General features: G+C 28.9%; 15 protein-coding genes. 5 read left to right on the top strand and 10 right to left on the bottom strand.

Going from position 1 to position 17,506, the window contains the following annotated elements:
- Positions 1-67: 67 nt before the first annotated feature.
- From HA141_RS05005 to rpmG, 3 genes are read right to left on the bottom strand one after another with little or no spacing between them, the layout of a single operon-like run.
- Positions 68-1,252 carry a ribonuclease catalytic domain-containing protein gene (locus HA141_RS05005; protein ID WP_209117496.1) on the bottom strand — a complete coding sequence of 395 codons (1,185 nt, stop codon included), beginning with the start codon at positions 1,250-1,252 and terminating at the stop codon, positions 68-70.
- A gap of 45 nt (positions 1,253-1,297) precedes the next feature.
- Complete coding sequence (gene rpsR / locus HA141_RS05000) at positions 1,298-1,519, bottom strand: 30S ribosomal protein S18 (protein ID WP_162514192.1); 222 nt, start codon at positions 1,517-1,519, stop codon at positions 1,298-1,300.
- A 27-nt stretch (positions 1,520-1,546) separates the two neighbouring features.
- Complete coding sequence (gene rpmG, locus HA141_RS04995) at positions 1,547-1,741, bottom strand: 50S ribosomal protein L33 (protein ID WP_002805540.1); 195 nt, start codon at positions 1,739-1,741, stop codon at positions 1,547-1,549.
- 102 nt (positions 1,742-1,843) lie between these two features.
- Between rpmG and pheT the strand changes: the two genes are divergently transcribed.
- Complete coding sequence (pheT, locus tag HA141_RS04990) at positions 1,844-4,288, top strand: phenylalanine--tRNA ligase subunit beta (protein ID WP_209117494.1); 2,445 nt, start codon at positions 1,844-1,846, stop codon at positions 4,286-4,288.
- A gap of 105 nt (positions 4,289-4,393) precedes the next feature.
- Positions 4,394-4,642 carry a hypothetical protein gene (locus tag HA141_RS04985; protein ID WP_209117492.1) on the top strand — a complete coding sequence of 83 codons (249 nt, stop codon included), beginning with the start codon at positions 4,394-4,396 and terminating at the stop codon, positions 4,640-4,642.
- Positions 4,643-5,068: 426 nt separating this feature from the next.
- On the opposite strand, the gene HA141_RS04980 is transcribed toward HA141_RS04985, so the two are convergent.
- Positions 5,069-6,079, bottom strand: a complete 1,011-nt coding sequence (locus tag HA141_RS04980; RefSeq protein WP_209117490.1) for a molecular chaperone DnaJ — start codon at positions 6,077-6,079, stop codon at positions 5,069-5,071.
- A 145-nt stretch (positions 6,080-6,224) separates the two neighbouring features.
- Between HA141_RS04980 and HA141_RS04975 the strand changes: the two genes are divergently transcribed.
- Positions 6,225-6,401, top strand: a complete 177-nt coding sequence (locus HA141_RS04975; RefSeq protein WP_209117488.1) for a hypothetical protein — start codon at positions 6,225-6,227, stop codon at positions 6,399-6,401.
- Positions 6,402-6,404: 3 nt separating this feature from the next.
- Here the strand turns inward: HA141_RS04975 and HA141_RS04970 are convergent, their stop codons facing one another.
- Both HA141_RS04970 and HA141_RS04965 read right to left on the bottom strand, forming a co-directional pair.
- Complete coding sequence (locus tag HA141_RS04970; RefSeq protein ID WP_209117486.1) at positions 6,405-7,235, bottom strand: DUF4922 domain-containing protein; 831 nt, start codon at positions 7,233-7,235, stop codon at positions 6,405-6,407.
- A 48-nt stretch (positions 7,236-7,283) separates the two neighbouring features.
- A complete protein-coding gene (locus HA141_RS04965; RefSeq protein ID WP_011862954.1) occupies positions 7,284-7,667 on the bottom strand; it encodes a DUF2237 family protein in 384 nt (127 codons plus the stop codon).
- 99 nt (positions 7,668-7,766) lie between these two features.
- Between HA141_RS04965 and HA141_RS04960 the strand changes: the two genes are divergently transcribed.
- The gene (locus tag HA141_RS04960; RefSeq protein WP_209117484.1) at positions 7,767-7,985 is read left to right on the top strand and encodes a hypothetical protein; all 219 of its coding nucleotides are present in this window, start codon (positions 7,767-7,769) and stop codon (positions 7,983-7,985) included.
- A gap of 9 nt (positions 7,986-7,994) precedes the next feature.
- On the opposite strand, the gene metH is transcribed toward HA141_RS04960, so the two are convergent.
- Positions 7,995-11,561 carry a methionine synthase gene (metH, locus tag HA141_RS04955; RefSeq protein ID WP_209117482.1) on the bottom strand — a complete coding sequence of 1,189 codons (3,567 nt, stop codon included), beginning with the start codon at positions 11,559-11,561 and terminating at the stop codon, positions 7,995-7,997.
- Between the two features lie 13 nt (positions 11,562-11,574).
- A complete protein-coding gene (locus HA141_RS04950; RefSeq protein WP_209117480.1) occupies positions 11,575-12,489 on the bottom strand; it encodes a branched-chain amino acid transaminase in 915 nt (304 codons plus the stop codon).
- 71 nt (positions 12,490-12,560) lie between these two features.
- On the opposite strand from HA141_RS04950, the gene cobN reads away from it, so the two are divergent.
- The gene (gene cobN / locus HA141_RS04945; RefSeq protein ID WP_209117478.1) at positions 12,561-16,298 is read left to right on the top strand and encodes a cobaltochelatase subunit CobN; all 3,738 of its coding nucleotides are present in this window, start codon (positions 12,561-12,563) and stop codon (positions 16,296-16,298) included.
- Between the two features lies 1 nt (position 16,299).
- Here the strand turns inward: cobN and HA141_RS04940 are convergent, their stop codons facing one another.
- Positions 16,300-16,947: a PHP domain-containing protein gene (locus tag HA141_RS04940; protein ID WP_209117476.1), complete on the bottom strand. Its 648-nt coding sequence runs from the start codon at positions 16,945-16,947 to the stop codon at positions 16,300-16,302.
- Positions 16,940-17,506: a protoporphyrinogen oxidase HemJ gene (gene hemJ, locus HA141_RS04935; RefSeq protein WP_032518910.1), complete on the bottom strand. Its 567-nt coding sequence runs from the start codon at positions 17,504-17,506 to the stop codon at positions 16,940-16,942. Before hemJ ends, HA141_RS04940 begins: the two co-directional genes overlap by 8 nt.

Raw genomic sequence — 17,506 nt, 5'->3', positions numbered from 1 at the left:
AAAGTTTTTTTATTAATTCTAACAGATATTTTTAAACTAATAACAACCTATTATATTTATAATATTATTAATAAATAAACTCTAAAAGATTACTATCATTTATATTATATTTAACTTTATAAATTTTATTACTATATATTTCTATTGATACAAAAAGTGTAATAAGTATTTCTAGTGAATAATCTGGGAAATAAACCAAAGCAATATTTCTTTTATGATTAATCCACTTAACGAATATTATTTTATAAAAAGGTTTATTTGCATTCTTAAAAAATATTGATAAATACTTAAATTTATTATTTTTAAAAATATTATTATTCTCTAACTGTCTATTCTTCGAATAATCAATAATCTTAGAGACTGAATTTGTACTTAAAAGTTCGTAATTATTAATTTTATTATATACTTGTCTTTGAATAATTAAATCAAGGTATCTTCTTAATGGTGAAGTACATTGTACATACATTTTAAGGCCTAATGATTCATGGACCCCGGGCTTAGTTGTTATATAGCTTCTTCCCATATATTGCTTTAATATTATATATTTAATTTCACTATCGTTGTATCTATTAAGTATTTCAGATGGGTTACAATTTAATTTCTGAATCCTAAATGCAGCCGCTAAATTATATTTATCTATAAATAAACTTGTTACATAACCCATTAATATCATTGATTCAGCAACTATAATTTGTGATATTGTTTTCTCTAATTTATTTAGTACAACTTTATCCTTATGTAATTTAACTTTACTATTAGGACTTTCAAAAATAATTGCTCCTTGTTTCTTTCTAAATGTAATACTTTTTTCTAATAAATTTTTAATCTCAATTAATTCTATTTCTTCTTTAGGTTCTAATTCTAATATTTCATTTGCATCTTCATATGTTAATTGATATTTTGGTTTTATTATTGCTTCAGTTATTTCATAATTATTTATTGATCCATCGTCACTGAATTCTATTGCTGCACTAATAGTTTCCGAAATTTTATTTTGAGCGAGGTTTGCCTTTTCAAGAATATCTTTAGGTAGCATTGGGACATATTGATCAATTAAATATAAACTGCTATTCTTCTTTCTTGCATCTAGATCAACATTGGAGTCATGCAAAAAGAGTTTGCAAGGATTACTAATATGTATCCATAAATTTTTTATATCTCCTTCTTTTATTTCTAATGAAATAGCATCATCAACCTCATGTGGATCATCAGAGTCAATAATATATGTTTTTAAATTAGTTAAATCTTTCAAATAATTGAGAAATTTATTATAGTGCCAACTATATTCAATATGTAATTAACCTTCAGGATTTACGAAGGGTAAAAGAGCAACAATTCTGGCTCTTTTTACAGCTAATGTAAGATCTCTTTGTTGCTTAGAGGTTAAACCTGTCATCCTTCTTGGTAGGATTTTTCCCCTCTCAGTTATGAATTTCTTTAGTAGATCTACATCCTTATAGTCAATAGGATCTCCAGGTTTGATAGGTGATAATTGTTTTTTAAAAATTGAGTTAGGCATGATTTAATTTGATGTGATTTGATTTAACTACTTTATTTCTTTGTGAATTGTCATTCTGTTTAAATGAGGATTAAACTTTTTAAGTTCTAATCTTTCGGTTGTATTTCTACGATTCTTTTCAGTAGTATATCTTGAAACACCATTTGATCTCTTAGGATCTGTGCTTGTCCTAGCTTCAGTACATTCCAGGGTCACTACAACTCTTGTCCCTTTTTTAGCCATTTTAATTAATACTTTATTGTATAATTTTCTATTGTACATCTTCAACAAACTTTTTTGAAGATATACTCATTTCTTTTTTCATCATAGATTAAAAAAATATTTATGAAAGTTTCTCATAATTGGTTGAAAAATTTAGTAGAAATTTCTTCTACTCCTTTAGATCTGTCTGAGAAATTGTCAATTGGTGGATTTGAGGTTGAATCATTAGAAGATTGTTCCGAAAATGTAAATGGTGTTGTTTTAGGTAAGGTCTTATCTGTTTTAAAACACGAAGGATCTGACAAACTCTCAATTTGCCAAGTCGATATTGGTATTTCAAAGAATTTACAAATTATCTGTGGTGCTCGCAATATTAAGCCAAATATTTATGTTTATGTTGCTACTGTCGGTACAAAATTAAAAGCAGTTGATTTAACTATTAAAAGAAGTGAAATTAGAGGTGTTATGAGTGAAGGAATGATATGCTCTCTGCAGGAACTAGGATTAGAAGACTCAAGCGAAGGGATAGAGATCATTGATGAAGGTTTAGCTATAAAATATGAATTGGGCACTCCAGGGTCTGAATTACTTCAATTAAATGATTTTATATATGATTTAGCTATTACTGCTAATAGACCAGACGGAATGTCTGTTGTGGGTATAGCCCGCGAAATTTCAGCCCTTTTAGAATCCACGTTACATTTTCCAAAAATAAACAGTAAATACAATATTCATTTACTTAAAGGGAATAAACTTTGCCAAGAAGCCATAACATCTGATTGCATTTATACAATAAGTTGTATTGATGGAGTAAATGGAGATATATTATCGCCAAAATGGCTTAAAGACCGTATAGAAAAATCAGGAATAAAGTCGATTAATCTTCTAGTTGACATAACAAACTATATTCTTTTAGAACAAGGACAACCTTTGCATGCATTTGATAAAGAAAAACTATCAAAATTAATTGGAAAAGAAGTTTCTCCAGAAGACTTCTCTGTACGTAAAGCCATAGATAACGAAAGCCTTGTATGTTTAGATGGTAAAAAATATGAATTAAATGAAAATATTACAGTAGTTACTTGTTGCGATAAACCTGTCGCTATTGCTGGGGTTATAGGTGGTTTAGAGACTTCCGTAACCAATACTACCTCTTCTATTTATCTTGAAGGCGCTGTTTTTAATCCAGTTACTATACGAAAATCATCAAAAGCAGTTGGAATAAGAACAGAATCTAGCAGCAGATATGAAAAAGGCATTTCATCAAAAAATACAATAAGTGCAGTTACCAGAGCAATTAATCTTTTAGAAGAATATTATTCTATTAAGTTACCAATCATAAATACTTCGAATTTAAAAAATGATGAGGATGTTTTTATTAAATTAAGGAGAAATCGAATACATAAAATTCTTGGTCCATTAATCATCAACGATCAATTTGATAAAAGAAATTTAACTGATACTGAAATAGTTGATAAATTAACACTTATAGGTTGTACTTTAAAGAGTAAAGAATATGGCTGGGATGTAGCGGTTATTCCTAATAGATCACAAGATTTAATAAGAGAGATAGATTTAATTGAGGAAATTGCGAGATTAATAGGTTATGACAGATTCGACTTGAACCTTCCTAATCCAATTAATCCTGGAAAATTGTCGTCAGAACAGTTGGCATTGAGAAAAGTAAAAAATGGTTTTACAGAAAATGGTTTTAACGAAGTACTTAGCTACTCTCTTGTTCCAGAAGATAAAGAAACACTTATAAAGATTTCTAATCCATTGTTATTAGAAACTAGCTGCCTAAGAGATAATATCTGGAAAGAACATTTGAAAATTGTAAACCGTAATATAAAAGCTGGACAAACTAGTTGTTTTTTATTTGAAATAGGAAATATTTTTCACAAGAATACTGAGTTCATTCAAGAGGAAGTGCTGAATGGTGCAATTTATGGCGATAGAAAATTTGGAAAATGGGTAAATTCGGGAAAGAGTAATGATCTTAATTATTATCAGGCTAGAGGAAAGTTAAAGGAGGCCTTATCTTGTTTGAATATAAAAATTGTTGATAAACCAACCGATTCAATAGATTTTCTACATCCGGGAAGAACTGCAAAATTAATTATTGAAGGGAAAGATGCAGGTTATTTTGGTGAAATTCATCCCGAATTAATACTAGAGAAGAAGTCATTAAAAAAAGTTTATTTATTTAGCATAAACGTAGTAAATCTTTTGGGAGCTAGTACAAGAAAAAATAATTGGATTCCAATATTTAAGCAATACCCAATTGTTCCGAAAATAGAAAGGGATATTAATTTTGTTTTCAATAAGAAATTTTTAATTAGCGATATAACATCACAAATTAGAAAAACAGGAAAAAATCTCCTAGAAGATGTAATTTTAATTGATATTTTTGAAGATTATAAACTTGGTAATGATCATGTAAGTTATACATTTAGATTAACTTATAGAGATAAAGATAAAACGTTATTGGAATCAGATATTACATCAATACATTCAAATATCATTTCTAATGTAGAAAAATGTTTTAAAACTAAATTGAGGAATTAATTGTATACTTAATCTTATATGAGACTAGAAACTAGTCTACTTATAATTCTTATATAAGATAAATAATAATCCTATAAAACTAATTAATGTTGTATTATTAAGTACATGATAAATATACTGTCACTTTTATTATCTTCAGTGCTTTGGGTACAGGTTCCCCAATGGTCAGACGATTGGTCAAAATGTTCTGTTGATGTTCCAGACGCTTCATGTCATTGGTATATAACTGCACCTGATAACACTTTTGGAGAAGGGTTTGATTGGGCTAGTGCCCCTTGGTTTGACGCAAATGGATTAAGCGATGTCCCTAGCATTGATAAACAAACTGCTATGCAAAAGCTCCAAACCAAGTAGTACTGTCTTTAAGGCAGTACGGAGGCACATAAAAAGCCGTTATAGCAAGGCTTTCTAGTCCTTATTAATTTATTGGACATTTAAAGGACATAATTTATTGATTTATTATTCAATTTTTAATTTTTCCCAGGCATTAAGCATAAGCAGTTTGGACATGATTCATTCAAATCGATTAATTTATTTATCTTACTTATCTATTTTGAGACTATATAGTAGACTAATAATAAGTCTTATTTAAGAATTGCTATACAAAGAAATTTTTATTTTTTAAAAAAAAATTTTGTCTTAATTTCATTAATACATATTTTTTGCTTACATAAATTTGAATAAAAATAATTTATTAAAATTAGAAATTTTTGCTTAACAGCTATCTTATATGAGACTATTAATTAGACTTGTAATTAGTCTTATATGGGAATTACTATACTAGTCTCTATATAGATTTTTTAGCAATTGATACGCTTCATTTAATTTTCTCATTTGATCTGTTGATCCTCCAGCATCTGGATGTGTCTCTAAGGCTATTGATTTATAGGCCTCCCTAATTTTACGGAATGTATGAGCTGATCCTGCTGATGTTGATAAATTCAATAATTTAAGTGCTCCATGTACTGTCATTGTTGAGTCCAAAGTTTCAAATGAATTTGATCTATTATTTCGCTTAAATCTACTTACAAACCTTCTCATAAGTGTTGGTATTCTATTTATCAGATCTGATGTTGCAAAAGGGTCTTCTAAAACGCCAATCATTAATAAAACAATTTCAAGTGATGGATTTTTCTTTATCCAAAATGGGCATAATTCTGACATTAATTTATTGGCTGCACTCCAAGTAAAGGGTAGATTTTCAGTCCCATCAAGATTTGGCCATATATCCCTTTCAAACCAATCTATTGAAGCTTCTACTACATGGTCATTAGGAACTGATCCATATAGTGTTTTCCAATGACTAATTAACTCAATTCGACATTTTATTAATTCAGTTTCTTTGATTGTATTAATTTGTATATCATTAATATTCTCCTTTAATTTTTCACTATTAATACTTCTTCTTAGATTCTTTACTTTTTTTTCAACGAAATTGGGAAGGCTTATATTTGAGTTGGCTGTTTCTTTATATTGATTGTTATTTGTAGATCTTTTATTTAAAGATATCTCATTAACTTCTTTTTTTACGTCTGATTTAATTAATACCAATGCAGTATCTTCATCAATATTTAAATTTTCATTAGTATTCTTATCGTTAAAGTCTATTTCTTGCTGTTGGTTTTTAGGTAGTAAATCATCTTCTTGAAGAAGTTCTTTAAGTATCTTTTCTATTACAGGTCCTCTTGCTCTAAATCCCCACTCTTTTCGTAATTGATCAAACCTGGAAATTAGTTCCTCAGGTAAATCAATTGAAATTCTTTTTGTATTTGAATTTTCAGGACTATTCAATAATATTTTCTTGAAGAGTATGGAATTTATTTAATTTTATTCAAAAAATATTGAAAGTCCATAAGGAATATTGTTTTTAAATTAAAACCAATTTATTTTTCTGTCACAAGTCAATTAAGTATCTTTTTATAATAAAAATAAAAAAATGTTTAATTGTTCCAAGTCATCTAAAGAAAAAAAGAGTTTTTATCAACACAAGAAATTAGAAATGCTCAACTATATTAAGGATTCACTTGAACGTAAAATTGCATCAGTAACAGCATCTATAGAAGTTCTAGAAAACCAAATAAGCAGGGATAAGGAAGTTGAGGTAACTAATTAGTATTCAAACAAAACTTTCTAGAAGTTTTTCAGGGCCAAATTTCTTTAAATAATTAATATTTGAATTTTCAGTTACTAGTAGATATCCTGCAAATCCTAAACCGTTAATACTGAAACCATGAATATGATCATTTTTTCTTTTTATAATAGCGATCCATTTATTAGTTATTAAAATATTGTAGGGACATATCGGTTTCTTATCACTAATAGGATCCCCAAGTCCCAATTTCTTGCATAATTCTAAGTAAAACTCAAAAAGACATGATGGATTTTCTAAAAAATTAAATTTGGATACAATAATATTTTTTTTAAGCTTACTATCTAGATCTTGATAAGAGTTCATCTCTAAAAACCACTTTTCTCTAGGGCATGATATCTCACCTTTAGATCTACGCAGAAGTTGAAAATGCCTGTGAGGTTGACTTGCTCCCGCAATTGGAGAACTATTGAAAAACCATAATCCACTAGTATCATTATTAACTTGTTGGATCGCTCTCCAATCTTTAATATCTAACCATCCATTTTGAGGTTTCCATTTATTTGTAATAAGTAAAATATGACCTTTTTGTACAGGGTACTTATTTAATATTAGTTGATGATTATCACCAATTTTATCAATTTCTAGTATCTTTTCCCAAGGACAAAACGGATTTTGCTTAGGACCATAAATTTTTTTTTTAATAAATTTTGAAGTATCGAGTTTCCTAATTATGAAGTCGTCTTTTTCATATAAATCTCTTGTAATTATATCAGTTTTGAGAGGATATAAAGATTCATCATCAATTGATAATCGAGTTTGTTCTAATGCTTTTTTCCAATATATTTCTAAACTCATTAAAAAAAATTTATCATAACCATTTTAAAAAAAAAAATAAACTTGTAATTACTTTTTATTAAATTGATATTCTTTCAATTTTTCAAGAGGTACTGATTCTAAAACTACAATATTAGTTGATTCTAATATGACTTTTGGTGCAAGACCGTCTAATAATGCTTGCTTCCACCTATCAAGACAAATACACCAATGATCACCATCCTTTAGTCCTGGGAAGGAATAAATAGGCATAGGAGTAATTAAATCATTACCTTGTGATTTACTATATTTCAGGAAATTATCATCCATCACACAACATATGGAATGATTCCCACCATCATTCTTGTCATAGTTGCAAAATCCATCCCTGAACCACCCTGTCATAGGTGCGCAACTACAAATCTCAATTTTTTCTCCAAGGACATTTAACTGATTTTGATTATTTATGTTCATAGATTTTTTTAATAATAATAAAACACCAACATTTCTTTAAAAAAGGTTGACGAGTATAGGGGGTAAGGAGGTAATAATTCTAATAAGGTTTTTTTCATTATGGATTGGGACTTTACTGAAAACATAGCATTTAAAGCTCTTTATGAAGCTTTTAAAGATAGTGATGAAACTTCCGCATTAGAATTTTTATCTAGTGATGGCGCTTCATATTATCTTGAGTTAACACAGGACGCGGCAGGTGAGGGACTTGATTTAGGTGAAAATGAAACGATGGAAGAACTTCAAGAAGAAATTATTGAGTATTTAGAAAACAACTAAAGATTTAGATTAAGCGCTGAAATATTTAGCTTTTGAGTGCAGTGAAATGATAGCTGTAGTACTTTGTTCTGGATGAAGTTGTTCAGATTCATCCATGGTCAAGCTTATTCTTTTTGCATCCAACAATGATAATTGTATGTTTGAATCAGATACTTTTGGACATGCAGGATAACCAAATGAATATCTAGCTCCTCTATATTTTTGAGCTAGTATTTCTCTATTTTTGTCTGGTTCTTCAGTCCTAAAACCACATTCAATACGAATTAATGCATGGACATACTCAGCTAGAGCTTCTGCTAATTGCACTGTAAGTCCATGGAATAATAAATAATCGCTATATTTATCTTCTTTAAATAATTTTTGAGAATATTCACTGGCAATATCGCCCATCGTTACTGCCTGCATAGGAAATATATCTATCGGTTTATCCTTTTTCAAATCACAATAAAAATCAGCTATGCATAAATTATTCCCAGATTTTTGTCTTGGGAAATTAAATTCGGAAATTTTATTTAATGATTTATCATCAAATAAGAAAATACTATTATCTTTTCTACCGCATCTGAAATATCCATAAACTGCTTTGGGTGAAATAAGTTTTTTTTCTACAATTGTCTCTAACCATCTATCTAGCAATGGTTTAGCATATGAATCCAAATAGTTATTGTATTCATCTACGCTTTGGTTTTTTCCTTTTTTTATTTGCCATTGTCCGCTAAAAAGAGCTTTTGTATCTAAATAAAAAATTAACTTATTTAAATCTATATCAATCTCGTTCAAGACTTTCGTTCCCAAGAAAGGAGCTTGAATTGGTTCTTCTTCATTTATAAATTTAGATCTTATAAAATTTTCTTTTAAATTTAATTTAGAAGTCTCTATATCTATAGATATTGATTTTTTAACAGCTTGAGAGTTGGACTTTGATGAGGCTAAATTAATATCTATTCCCTCATTATTGATGAATCCCTCTGTATTTGACCAATTTCCCTTTTTTTTATTGTCCATATATTCATTCATGAATTTAAGATCAGTGAACGCATCTTTTCCGTATAAAATTTTCCCTTTATATATTTTGCTGCAGTCCTCATTTACAAATTTTGGGGTTAAGGCTGCACCTCCTAATATTACTGGTACACTAATATCTTCATTGTTAAAAGCTTCTAAATTATCTTTCATAAAAGCAGTTGATTTAACAAGTAATCCGCTCATAGCGATGCAATCTGCATTGTGCTTTTTTTGTGCATCTATAATTGCTGAAACATCTTGCTTTATTCCAAGATTTATTACGTCATAACCATTATTTGTAAGTATTATGTCAACCAAATTTTTTCCTATATCATGAACATCGCCTTTGACTGTTGCAATTAAGAGTTTTCCATTTGATATGTTTTCTTCCACAGTTTCCATATGTGGTTCTAAAATTGAAACGGCAAATTTCATTGTTTCGGCGGATTGGAGTACAAATGGCAATTGCATTTGACCTGAGCCAAATAAATCACCAACAACTTTCATCCCATCTAGTAGAAAGGTATTAATTATTTCTAGAGGTTTATATTTTTTTAAAGCTTTATTTAGTTGATCCTCTAAACCTATTTTTTCTCCATCAATAATATGATTTTTTAGGCTTTCTTCCAGAGTTAGGTTTTTATTTTCTGAAGATGCTTTTTTGAAATCTTGAATAGATAAATCTTGAAAAGCTTTTGTTAATTCTACTAATGGATCATAAATACAAATATCATCTTCAAATTTTCTTTTGTCATATATCAAATCTAAGCAAAGCTTTTTGGTTTCTTCAGAAATTTTTGATAATGGCAAAATTTTATTTGGTGCGATGATAGCAGAATCCAATCCTGCTTTAATGCATTCATCTAAAAATATTGAATTTAGATTAATTCTGGATAATGGTGAAAGACCAAAACTAATGTTTGATATCCCAAGTATGATGTGAATCTCAGGAAAATTTTCACGAATTTTTGATATAGCAGTAATTGTTTCTTTAGCATTTAATCTATCTTCTTCTATCCCAGTAGATATTGGAAGAGCTAATGGATCAAAAAAGAGCTCATAATCAGACAAACCGCATTCCCTGGTTCTATTAATTGCTCGTTTAGCAATGTCATATTTTTTATCTGCATTCCTTGCCATTCCATCTTCATCAATAGTTCCTACAACAAGACCTGAACCATACCCCAAGGCTAAATTTAGAACTTGATCAAACCTTTCATTACCGTCTTCGTAATTGGTTGAATTTATAATACATTTACCACCCGCTGACTTTAATCCACTTTCCATTTTGTCAGCATCTGTAGAGTCAATCATTAATGGTAAATTTATATTGGTAACAAGTCTTGATGTTATTTCTTTCATATCTTTCACTCCGTCTCTCCCTACATAATCAACATTCACATCAAGAACGTGTGCATTTTCTTTTTGTTGTTGCTTGGCAATTGATACTAGTCCATCCCAATCATCGTTATTTAACAACTCCCTTACCTTTTTAGATCCACTTGCATTTAATCTTTCGCCTACAATCAAAATAGAATTGTCTTGTTTGTACGGTACAGAATTATATATTGATGATGCAGAAGGAATATAGCCACTTAAATTGTTCTTACCATTTTTATTTGGCATTTCGTTATCAATAATTTCATCTATTATTGAAGAAAGATATTTAATATGTTCGGGTGTTGTCCCACAACATCCACCTATTAATTGAACATTAAAGTCATATATAAAATTCATTAACTGCATCTTTAATTCTATTGGCTTTAATCTGTAATGAGCAACACCGCCAATATTTTCAGGAAGTCCTGCGTTGGGAATACAGCTTATAGCGAAGGGAGAATTTTCAGATAAATATTTAATATGTTCTTTCATTTGTTCTGGACCAGTAGCACAATTTAGTCCAAGGATATCTATATTAAACGGCTCTAATATTGTTAATGCAGAGGCAATGTCAGATCCAACAAGCATAGTACCTGTTGTTTCCATTGTTATAGATACCATTATAGGTATATCTATATTTTTACTATCAAGTACTTCTTTAGAAGCTAATAAGGCAGATTTTATTTGCAATACATCTTGACAAGTTTCAATTAAAAGTAGATCAACTCCTCCATCCGTAAGACCATATATCTGTTCTTTATATGATTCCTTTAATTCATCAAAATTTATATGCCCTAATGTGGGTAATTTAGTGGTTGGTCCAATTGAACCAGCAACAAATCTTGGCTTATCAACTGATGCATATTTTGCAGCAGCTTTTTTTGCTATTAGTGCAGCATTTTTATTTATCTCATAGGCCTTATTCTTAATATCATATTCATCAAGAACTATTGATGAGGCACCAAAAGTATTAGTTTCTATAACATGACAACCTGCTTCTAAGAATGAATTATGGACCTTTTCAACTATCTTTGGTGAGGATAAAACAAGGTTTTCATTACAACCCTCTAATTCTTTTCCTCCAAAGTCGTCTGCTGTAAGATTTAAGTTCTGAAATGATGTTCCAGTACCTCCGTCAAAAATTATTAATGGCTTTTCATCTCTATTTAGATAGGTTCTGAAAGATTCCATTTTTAGGTGAAAATTATTTTAGAGAAATTCTTGTCACCCAATTATCATAGTCTTGAGAACGACCTTCTGTTATTTCTATAAGCTTACTTTTTAATTTATTCATTATTGGTTTGTCACCATTTAATTCACTTGATTCAATTTTTTTAACTGGTGTAATTTTTGCTGCTGTACCAGTTAGAAAAACTTCATCTGCTATTAATAATTCTGTTTTATCAACAGGCCTTTCAATTACATTTATTCCAAATGATTTTGCTAATTCAATTACACTAGCTCTAGTAATACCCTCAAGAATATCTTGATCAACACCAGGAGTGATTAAGTCTCCATTCCTTACAATAAATAAATTCATACCACTAGCTTCGCTTACCTTACCACTTGAATTTAATAGCAGAGCTTCATCAAAACCCGATAAACTAGCTTCTGTTTTAGCTAATGAACTAGTAATATAAGCTCCACTTATTTTTCCTCTCAATGGGAGAGATCTATCTTCTTGTCTAGTCCAACTACTCATTCTACATGAAACCCCATCTGGGGATAGATAATCTCCTAGTTCAATACAATACATAAAGAAATCTGTTTCAATATTGTGTAACCTTGGAGCTATACCTAAATCGCTTGTATATACGAATGGTCTAATATAAATAGGTTTTTGTGGCTTATTTCTTTTTATAACTTCCTCTAAGGCTTTAAAAATATATTCTTCAGATATATCAGTTAAGAGTAATTTTGCACTTTGAGATAATCTTTTTATGTGTTTATCAGTTCTAAATAAAAGGAATTCTTCTTTATTTGTAGGGTTAGGTATCGCTCGCATTCCTCCAAATGCAGCCGTACCATAATGTAGTGCATGAGTAGCTATTGATATTTTTGCTTCTTTAAATGGAATACATTTACCTTCGAACCAGGCGTATGGAAGAAATTCATGCATATTCAATTTATTTAATTAAGGTAAACTTGTTTTATCCTACTTACTTATTCTAAACCTTATTTATATATAAAATGCACAGGATATTAAATGTAGCAGGAAATGAAAAGAATAATGATGATTTAATTGAGCAACCAGCGGCAGATTTTATTTTTATAACAAGTGTAAAAGCTGATTTAAATCTCATATCAAAATTATTGTTAGAAAAAGAATTTGCTTCATTAAAAAATAATATAAGAGCTTTAGAAATTTCTAATTTAAATTCATCAGCTCAAATAGATAATTATTTATTAAAAACAATTAATTATGCAAAAGTTGTCATACTAAGAATTTTTGGCGATAAAGGTACATGGAACTATGGAATTGAACAACTTTTAAATTGGCAAGCAGTCAATAAAAAAAGGAAGTTAGTAATCCTATCTGGTACCGTTGATCAGGAAGTGTCCTTAAGTGAAATAAGTAGTATAGATAAAAATATTGCATTAAATATTTCTAGATTACTGAGATCGGGAGGAATGGAGAATTATAGAAAATTTCTTAATTGTTTAAATTATCTAAAGGTAAATGAAACATTAATTCCTGATGAGTTTTTGAATATTAGTTTTTATCCAGATCCTTATTTATATGATTGGAAAATTGAAAAAGGAGAAAAGATTGGAATAATATCCTATAAATCACTTTTTTTGGCTAATGAAATTGAAGTAAACGAAAAACTTAACTTGCAGTTACGAAGATGCGGACTATCGCCTAAAACGTTATTTATTTCAACACTAAAAGATCATATTATTCAAAAGAAATTAATAGAAATTTTTAAAAAGGAAGATATTAAATTAATAATTACCACAACTTCATTTTCTTCATCTCAAATCAAAAATAACGAATTAATTGAAAATTCTACAAATATTTTTACTTCTCTTAAAATTCCAATTTTACAGCTTCTCTCTTCAAATAGATCAAGAAAAAATTGGTTAAATTCATCCATTGGAATGAATTCATCTGATTTATTGATGCAAATAATTATTCCTGAATTTGATGGAAGGATTACTACCTGTCCTTCAGCATTTAAAGAAATAATTTCTAAAAAAAATACACTCTACAGTGAAATAACCAGTTACAAAGCTGATCAAGTAGGTATTAAATGGATTTCAAAATTCGCAACAAATTATGTGAAACTTCAACAACTTAATAATTTTGAAAAAAAAATCTGTTTAATAATAAGTAATTATCCAGTAAAGAATGGAAGAATCGGTAATGGTGTTGGTCTTAATACACCATCTTCGATAATAAATATTCTTAACTGGTTAAAAGAAGAAGGTTATGATCTTGGATCTTGTAATTACCCTCAAGATTCTTCGGTATTAATGTCAATACTTATAAAAACTAGAACTAATGATATTGAATCTCAAAATAATAAACCATTAGATTACTTACCACTTAGTGAATATTTAAAATATTGGAATTATTTAGAACTTGAACCAAAAAATATTATTGTTAACCGTTGGGGCAAACCATCAGAAGCGATCGATCTTGATAATGAAGGCTTCTCAATAAATGGTATTAGATTTGGAAAAATAACATTATTGATTCAACCTCAACGAGGTTATGACTCTTTCACTGATAGAGATATTCATTCTCCCGATCTTCCACCTCCCCATAGATATTTAGCACAATATTTTTGGATTGAAAAAGTTTTTAACGCAAATGCTATTTGCCATATTGGTAAACATGGGACTGTTGAATGGTTACCTGGCAAATCTATAGGTCTCAGTAATAAATGTTTTCCAAATATTATTTGTCCAGCAATTCCAAACATATATCCTTTTATCGTAAATGATCCTGGGGAAGGATCCCAAGCTAAAAGAAGAACTGCTGCAACAATTATTGATCATTTAACCCCTCCTTTGGATAGGTCAGAATTATATGGAAAATATTCAATATTAGAAAATTATTTAGACGAATATTTTGAAGCAAAATTATTAAATTCTAATCGGATTGAAATTATAGAAAAATCCATTTTTGAATTAATTAAAAAAGATTTTAACGAAATCACTTTAAATAATAAAAATAATCAAATTGAAGAGATTGATTCTTTTCTTTGCAAAATTAAAGAATCTCAAATTAGGACAGGTTTGCATATTTTTGGTAATAGGCAGAATGACATTAATGAAATAAATTTATTCTTGTGTGTCGCTAGAGTGCCAAATGCCAATAGAATTGGGATTGTTCAATATATAGCAAAACATTTAAAACTAGATTTGGATCCTTGGACGAATATATATGATCAAAAGTTAAGTGAAAAGGATAAAAAAATATTATTGACTTTTTCCAACAAAAACATTTTAAACTTTAGAATGGCTATTGATTTTTTGGAACAACAAGCAAAGTATTTAATATATTTGTTTTTTTACAAAAAGAATATCAATATAAAAAATCTTGAGAAATATAAAAATCAGAAAATAATAGACTATTTCTTTAATGAAAAAAAACATAATAAGTATTTTTTATTATTAAAAAAAGAGATTCTATATCCAATCATTAATTCTTCATATAATGAGAAATTATCATTTATTAATTCGTTAAATGGACAATATGTAAAAAGTGGTCCATCTGGAGCCCCTACGAGAGGTAAAACTGAAGCTTTACCCACTGGTAAAAATTTCTTTTCAGTTGATTCGAGAGGACTGCCAACTGAATCAGCATGGAGTGTTGGTTGTCAATCCGCCTCACAAATACTTGATTTATACAAACAAGATAATGGAGAAGATTTAAAAAATATAGCAATATCTGTATGGGCAACATCCACAATGAGAAATGGTGGTGAAGACATTTGTCAAATACTATATTTATTAGGAGTACAGCCTATTTGGGATGGGCCCTCTAGAAGAGTAGTAGATCTAGAAATCATTCCTTTATCTGTTCTCGAAAGACCAAGGGTTGATGTTACTTTAAGGATTTCAGGAATGTTTAGAGATGCATTTCCACAGTTAGTAAAATTAACTTCTAAAGCAATAAATCTTGTTTCTAATCTTAATGAGGATGATAAATTTAACCCTCTTGCTGGGGCATCAAGGGATGGTGATTCAATTAATCGTATATTTGGTTCAGCGCCAGGTTCATATGGAGCTGGACTACAAGAACTAATTTCTAATTCTAATTGGGAAAATATTGATGATTTTGGAGAATCTTTTCTTAATTGGAGTAAGTGGATTTACAGTGATAATCTTGAACCTATAGAGGATAAAAAATCATTAGAAAATGCTCTTAAAAATGTTCAGTTAGTTGTTCATAACCAAGATAATAAGGAACATGATATTTTAGATTCTGATGATTATTATCAGTTTCAGGGTGGCTTATCTTCAGCAGTAAAAAAATTGAGCGGTAAATTTCCTGAAATGTATCATGGTGATTTATCAAAATTTGGATTATCCAAAATTTCAAAATTACAAGATGAAATTAATAAAGTTGTTATATCAAGAATACTTAACCCTAAATGGATAAATGGAATGAAGGATAATGGTTATAAAGGAGCGTTTGAATTTTCAGCTACACTAGATTACTTATATGCTTTTGATGCTTCTACTGAAGTAGTCTCAGATTGGTGTTATGATGAAGTTTATAAATCATGGTTATGTGATCTGGATCTTAGGAATTTCTTTCTAGAGAATAATCCATGGGCTTTAAGAGATATTGCACAAAGATTTCTTGAAATTGTAAATAGAAAAATGTGGAATAATTCTTCATCAGATGTCATTGAAAATTTAAAGAACATAATTATTAATACTGATTCAATAATTGAAAAAAATGAATTCTAAATTATCTACCTAATAGCGAAAGTCCATGACTATCTGTTCCGCATGTTTTTAGCATTGAATATTTATCTGCTAATTTATCTATTTCTGAACATACAAATAAACTAGGATTCCATACTTCATTAAGTTCATAATCGTACCAAACCTCTATTCCATCAATACCTTGTATTTTGGCCTCTGGAATTAATTTATAAAAGGGAATCCTGTATCTCGCTGGATGTGCAAGAAATGATAAACCACCAGCTAAATTTATTGATTTTATAACTGATTTAATATTTAAATCATTACCTATTGGAGACTCTCCAAGGATGTAGGGATTTAGGTATTTACTTTTTATATCTATTCCCAATCCAATTACATGTACTAAACATCCTAAAATCAAACAATTAATTTCTATTCCCGAAATTAATGTAAAGGAATCTTTAGGATAATTTTTGAGTATATTATTTTTTTTTATATATTCATGAGCTTTAATTGTATGATGATCGGTTATTGATAAAAATTTCAAGTTATTTTTATAAGCTTGATCTAAAAGTTCATATGGTTCTAAACTTCCATCACTAAATTTTGTATGACAGTGAAAATTAATATTATTAGGACAACTATTTTTATTAATATTGGAAGTTAATTTTACTAAGTCTTCCCTATTCATTACTTAATGAATTCTCATTTTTCTTTCTAATCTTTGCATATAATTGAATTGAAGCCAACATGAAAATAATTAGTCCAACTACGCTCCATGTAGCAATACTAGTTGGAAAATTATTTTTAAAAATAACTAAAAGTACAATTATAAATAATAATAAAGTAGGCAATTCATTTAATAATCTAAGGTTTTTTGCTGAAATGGTTGAAGTACCATTTTGTAATGAATACATTATTTTATAACAATAAGAATGATAAATTACTAATCCCAAAACAAAAGAAATTTTAATTTGCAACCACTTCTCACTTAACCAACTTGGTTGCATAATAACCATGCAAATAGCCATACTTAAAGCTAATATCATCCCGGGTGTTGTAATTATATTCGCCAGCCTTTTTTCCATCAAGGTGTATTGTTTATTAAAGGCAATTTTTAATTCATTATCCATATTTTTAGATTCTTCATGATATATAAAAAGTCTTACTAAATAAAAAAGTCCCGCAAACCAAACGATTACACCAATAATGTGAAGTGATTTAAACCAGAGATATGCTTCAGCTGCCAA

It is taken from the genome of Prochlorococcus marinus XMU1402 (assembly GCF_017696205.1).
Taxonomy (GTDB): domain Bacteria; phylum Cyanobacteriota; class Cyanobacteriia; order PCC-6307; family Cyanobiaceae; genus Prochlorococcus_A; species Prochlorococcus_A marinus_AC.
Note: the sequence above shows the minus strand (reverse complement) of the source record. Positions and strands in the feature narration are given on the sequence as shown.